Here is a 947-nt window from a genome sequence, read left to right on the forward strand (position 1 = left end):
GTCATCTTGGCAATATTATTGAGAATGATATTGTTCATCTCGCTTTGCATGAAGCAATGAACGGCCTGGAAAATGTTAGCGTCTATTGTCCAGACAAAATTGAAGAGATGGAATTGGATGGTGAGCTGAAAACCCTGACACTATCAAAAGCAGGAGACATTAGCGGGCGCGTAGTGATTGGTGCCGATGGCGCACAGTCACGTGTGCGAGAACAAGCCAGCCTCGGTCAATATAAAGACAAATATGCGCAGCATGCTTTTGTCTGCACTGCTGCGTATGAAGGCAGTCAGGAAGATATTACCTGGCAGTCATTCACCTCTCATGGACCCTTGGCATTTTTGCCCTTGGCCGATAGTGGTAAGGAACACTTTGGCTCACTCGTCTGGTACGACTTGCCTGAAAGTGTCGGCAAATTATCGCAGATGGGTAACGAGGAGCTGTTAGCGACGATCAAAGCTGCTTATCCTTCAGAGCTTCCTACCATTACACGCATTGTAGAGCACGCTAGCTTCCCTTTATTTAAGTCCCATGCCATTAACTATGTCCGCCAGGGTGTGGCATTGGCGGGGGATGCAGCACATACTATCAATCCTTTAGCCGGGCAGGGCGTTAATCTGGGCTTTATGGATGCTGCGATGCTAATCGAAATTCTGGGGCAAGCACACTTAGCGGGCGAAGATATTGCTAGCCTTGAAGTCCTGCAGCGTTATCAAAAAAGTAGACGACCAGAGAACCAGAAAATGATGAGCATTATGGATATGTTCTATCATGGCTTTAGTAATGAGTTGCTGCCGCTAAGGGTGGTAAGAAATATAGGCCTGGGTCTAGCAAATAATTCCGGGCCTGCGAAAAATAAAGTGATGCAGTATGCGGTGGGCGCAATAGGTAACTTGCCTAAACTTGCTCAAGCCTAAAGGAAGCAAACGAGGAAAAAACAATGACAGAAA

General features: G+C 46.8%; 1 protein-coding gene. It reads left to right on the top strand.

Translation table 11 applies throughout. The features are described 5' to 3' along the window. Positions 1-914: FAD-dependent monooxygenase (locus tag A3761_RS19210; protein ID WP_068750701.1), on the top strand; the 914-nt coding region annotated here is incomplete at its 5' end. Positions 915-947: the final 33 nt, after the last annotated feature.

The organism is Oleiphilus sp. HI0123 (genome assembly GCF_001635315.1).